A 4,214-nucleotide genomic window follows, 5' to 3' on the forward strand; every position below is an offset into this window, starting at 1 on the left:
CTTCATAAAGAAATCTAGCAGATGCGATCGCACTTAGGTTAGGAAAACGAATTAAACTCTCATAATCTATAGCTTTTCTCTCTTGCAGTTTAAAGTTAACAAATTTCTTTTTCATTTCCTGAGTATCAATGCCTAAAGATTCAGCAACGCCGCCGATATTCCAAGCCATGCGTTTAGTAAGTTCGATCGCATTAAGTTTTTCACTGCCATTAAATAAACCCTGATAAACAGCGCCCATTAACCCCCAAAAAAGCCTCATGGAACTTTCTCTGACACCGCCTCCCTGTTTAAAATTACCTTGATAACTTAAACGAGGATGTAATGCACTATATTGTCCAGATAAAGTCGATCGTTCCCCGGGGGCGGTGGGAATTTGCCAACTGCGGGTATTTTTCACCCCTTGAATAGATTGCCCTAAACGGGCTTGAATTGCACCCCACCATGTACCTACGTTGAATTTATGATATAGTTTTTCCTCAAATTCGGTCGGAATAGCAGGATCTTGGCGAGGATTAGCAATATTTTCCTGTGCCTGTTTCCATGTTAAGCCTTCCTCATCATCAGAAGTTGGGGGGATTAATACCTCATTAATATTATCAATAGTTAAAGGTTGTGTGGGATTACCCAAAGGAATGGCAGTAAAATAGGTTTCCCAACTATGATCGATTTGCGCCTCCCAGATTTTATTCCACTCCCAACAGCCTTCCTGTTTTAACTGTTCTAACTCTTTATAATAAATGTTTTCTGATTGATCAATATTAGGATCAAAATCTTGCTTGATTTCACTCCAAAAACTATCTAAATTGTCATCTAAATAATCAATAACCTGTTGTTTAATATCCTCCCTAACCTTTAAGGCAATTTTACCCCAAATCTTTTTAAGATGTAGCTTTAAATCACTACCTAATTTTTCCGCATCTTCCTTACTGGGTAATAAAGCAGTAATAACGTTAGGAAAACCGGCCGTTGATAAACTACTAGAATTTTTCTTGTCATTTTCTACAGGATTAACCCCAATATATTGCTTAAAACTATCTTCAAAAATGGTATAATCCTTAGTGTCAAACTCTTTAATCATTAAAGCATCTATAATTTCTTGCCCCCATAATGAAGGAGTAATAACAGCATCAGGTCCATATTTCTGTGCAATATACCAACACAACTTAACGCCAAGATAATGGAGTAAATAAGACCCCCCCCAAAAATCAACAAACTTACGAGAGGCTTTGATAAACTCTTGTACAGGGGAAAACGTAAACAGGAATAGATAAGGATGAGATGGTTTATCTTCTTCTTGCCATGATGGAGGATAAATTGCCCCTGTTAAAGCTGAAACCGTAGAAGCATAACTATGTAAAGGACAATCAGGTAACACAGAATGTGCTGGAGTGAGTGAGTAAACTATCAGGATTTTGTTTAGCTTTTAATTCAGGTAAAAACCGCCATAACCACCAAAATAATTGCTTTTCATCTAAAGTACTTAAATCTTCTATTAATTCATCAAGATTTTCTGCTGTTATCGAAATATCTTGTTTTTGTCCACTGATAGGATGTTTTACCAGTATTGTTGAGTTTTGATAACCTTTATTTGTTAAGTTGACTCGATCGCTTGAACTAGCAATATTTAACACTAAATTACCATTTTCTTCCCACCATTGCCGTAACTTATTTTGTTCAATTTCCGAAATATTGAGTTTTAACCATAACCTATTCCTTTCATCCTTTTCAGAATAGATAGCTTGTATAAATCCATAAATTTTTCGATACATATTAGCAGGATCTGGTTTTTATTGATTAATCATTAATATAGCTCACATTATTTCAGTAATCTTTATTTTCAAGCGAATATCAAAAATCTTAATATTTATTTACAAAAATAATAATTCATTGATATTTATTTACAAAAATTTATTAATTTCCTAGTTCGCACGAAATACAAAACAAAAAGTTTGACATTGGTTTTAATGAAAATATGGCAAGGAAAACCAGTTTCAAAAAATTCAGTTATAACTATGGCAGTAGCAACAGCAGTAAGAACCATGTGGTTTAATGTTCTTCGCCAATGTGCGAGGCATGGTTAATACAGCATCTTCTCCCATTTCCAAAAATCAAACTACAGGAAGATTAGAAATTGACTTTTTCGTTTTTGATGGTGGTAAGTGTTTCTCCATTGAAGTTGACGGTAATCATCACCAACAAATCGGACAAGTTAACCGAGATTATGCCAGAGACAGACTCTTATTAAGAGAGCAAATCCCTACTGCTCGTTTTACTGCCGATGAATGTTATCAGCAACCCGAACAAGTTGTTTCTGAAATTATTGCTTTATTTGCTCATGCTTAATACCCTCATAATTTGCAAAATTAAAAAATGAATAAACCAGAAAAAAAATATCAAAATATCATTCAAGAATTGGAGCAACAAATGGAAAATAAAAAAAATCAACATACTGTTTATTTATCCCGCAGAGCAATTTGGGTTAATATTGTACTCTGTTTATTAATTTCCTATGTTGGTGGTTATATTCATACCAGAAGATGGAAAGCTTTAGGAGTATTTACGTTTATTTTTTCAGGATTTTTATTCATAACTCAACCTTCTAATCAATCTTTTACTGAAAATTTTGCCCATGGACAAAAATATGCTTTTTTAGCTGGAATAATTTCTACTATTGATAACAGTATTGCTATCAAAAAAGCTTAAAATAAAGTTAAACAATAATCTCTAAAAATTAGCAATTATTCCTTCTTATTAAGGTAATTATGAAGAGCCAATATTAAAAATTATTCAGGATAATTAATCATGCTTATATCATGGAAAGGGAGTTTAATTAAAAGTGTGGCGATCGCATTTATTAACGGTTTAATTACTCTTATTTTATTATTGATTGCACCCTTAGGATTAGCCGCCGTAATTGGTAATACTATCATGATCACTCTTTCAAGTTTTACAGTGAGTATCGTCTTTGATTTTATTACTATTTGGCTTTTAAAATCTCCTAATAATAATTTTTTTGATGTTCCTTATGACCAGAGAATAGATCAAATAAGACAGAAAAAATCTTCAGAAATTCAACGACAAAACAATGAGGATAGATGAAAACTCTTTATATTTCCCAACAAGGGTGTTATTTATCCTTAAAACAAGATTTATTAATTGTAAAAAAAGATAATAATATTTTAGCAGAAGTACAATTACCATTAACAGAACAGATATTAATTTTCGGCAAATCTCAAGTAACAACCCAAGCAATTAGAGCCTGTTTATGGTGTAATATTCCCATTGTTTATTTATCCAGAATGGGTTATTGTTACGGACGTACGATCGCACTAGAAAGAGGTTATCGCCAACTATCTCGTTATCAACAACAACTAACTTTTACCGAAAAATTAATCACAGCTAGGGCTATCGTAAAAGGTAAATTAATCAATCAAAAAGTTATCTTACAACGGCGACAAAAAAATAATAAAAATCTTGATTTTAGTCAGTGTTTTAATATACTTAATTATCTCATTGATAAAGTTAATTATGCTGAAACTATCGATAAAATAATGGGTTATGAAGGTGCAGGGGCTAGTACTTATTTTTCTGTATTTGGACAGTGTATTAATAACCCTGATTTTATATTTTATGCCCGTAGTCGTCGCCCTCCGGGTAATCCTATTAATGCCTTACTCAGTTTTGGTTATCAAATTTTATGGAATCATTTATTAACCTTAATTGAGTTACAAAATTTAGACCCCTATTATGCCTGTTTACATCAAGATAATCAACGTCACGCTACCTTAGCTTCAGACTTAATTGAGGAATTTAGATCGCCCTTAATTGATTCTTTGGTACTTTCTATTATCAATAAAAACCTAATTAATGCAGTAGATGATTTTACCTATAAAAATGGCGGTTGTTATCTCAATAATAATGGTAGAAAAAAATTTTTAAGTAGTTTTTTGCAAAGAATGGAGGAATTAATCCACACAGGAAAAGAAACCAAACAACCCCGTTGGGATTTATTAATGAGACAAGTTAAACGTTATAAAAATTTTGTTTATAATCCTATTTCTGGTTATCAACCTTATCAAATACGTTGAACTCAGATCTTGCACCAGTACAATAATACCAATGAAACAAAACCGGAAAAATCAATTCTGATTACTTTTCCCTCTTCCCTCTTCCCTTTTTCCTATCCTCATCGAGAATTGATGATAAAGATGCAA

6 protein-coding genes are annotated in these 4,214 nt (G+C 32.6%); 4 read left to right on the forward strand and 2 right to left on the reverse strand.

Annotated features, from left to right (window positions below; genetic code table 11):
- Positions 1 to 1,375: type III-B CRISPR-associated protein Cas10/Cmr2 (locus FWJ34_RS18570; protein WP_308256819.1), on the reverse strand; the 1,375-nt coding region annotated here is incomplete at its 3' end.
- Complete coding sequence (locus FWJ34_RS18575; protein ID WP_308256820.1) at positions 1,365 to 1,769, reverse strand: hypothetical protein; 405 nt, start codon at positions 1,767 to 1,769, stop codon at positions 1,365 to 1,367. The genes FWJ34_RS18575 and FWJ34_RS18570, both read right to left, overlap by 11 nt.
- A gap of 280 nt (positions 1,770 to 2,049) precedes the next feature.
- Here FWJ34_RS18575 and FWJ34_RS18580 point away from each other — a divergent pair, with 280 nt between their 5' ends.
- The 4 genes from FWJ34_RS18580 (at position 2,050) to cas1 (ending at position 4,088) form a co-directional block, all read left to right on the forward strand.
- Positions 2,050 to 2,343 (forward strand): DUF559 domain-containing protein, encoded by a 294-nt coding sequence (locus tag FWJ34_RS18580; protein WP_308256821.1) that lies wholly within the window; start codon positions 2,050 to 2,052, stop codon positions 2,341 to 2,343.
- Between the two features lie 27 nt (positions 2,344 to 2,370).
- Entirely contained in the window at positions 2,371 to 2,703 is a 333-nt protein-coding gene (locus tag FWJ34_RS18585; protein ID WP_308256822.1) for a hypothetical protein, read from the forward strand.
- 99 nt (positions 2,704 to 2,802) lie between these two features.
- Entirely contained in the window at positions 2,803 to 3,099 is a 297-nt protein-coding gene (csx18, locus tag FWJ34_RS18590; RefSeq protein WP_308256823.1) for a CRISPR-associated protein Csx18, read from the forward strand.
- Positions 3,096 to 4,088 (forward strand): CRISPR-associated endonuclease Cas1, encoded by a 993-nt coding sequence (gene cas1 / locus FWJ34_RS18595; protein ID WP_308256824.1) that lies wholly within the window; start codon positions 3,096 to 3,098, stop codon positions 4,086 to 4,088. Before csx18 ends, cas1 begins: the two co-directional genes overlap by 4 nt.
- Positions 4,089 to 4,214: the final 126 nt, after the last annotated feature.

This window comes from Geminocystis sp. GBBB08, from assembly GCF_016743215.1.
Taxonomy (GTDB): domain Bacteria; phylum Cyanobacteriota; class Cyanobacteriia; order Cyanobacteriales; family Cyanobacteriaceae; genus Geminocystis.

What these genes read in the sequence shown, in the direction of transcription:
- FWJ34_RS18575 (WP_308256820.1), bottom strand. Translation starts at nt 1,769, where the DNA reads ATGTATCGAAAAATTTATGGATTTATACAAGCTATCTATTCTGAAAAG.
- FWJ34_RS18580 (WP_308256821.1), top strand. Translation starts at nt 2,050, where the DNA reads ATGTTCTTCGCCAATGTGCGAGGCATGGTTAATACAGCATCTTCTCCC.
- FWJ34_RS18585 (WP_308256822.1), top strand. Translation starts at nt 2,371, where the DNA reads ATGAATAAACCAGAAAAAAAATATCAAAATATCATTCAAGAATTGGAG.
- csx18 (WP_308256823.1), top strand. Translation starts at nt 2,803, where the DNA reads ATGCTTATATCATGGAAAGGGAGTTTAATTAAAAGTGTGGCGATCGCA.
- cas1 (WP_308256824.1), top strand. Translation starts at nt 3,096, where the DNA reads ATGAAAACTCTTTATATTTCCCAACAAGGGTGTTATTTATCCTTAAAA.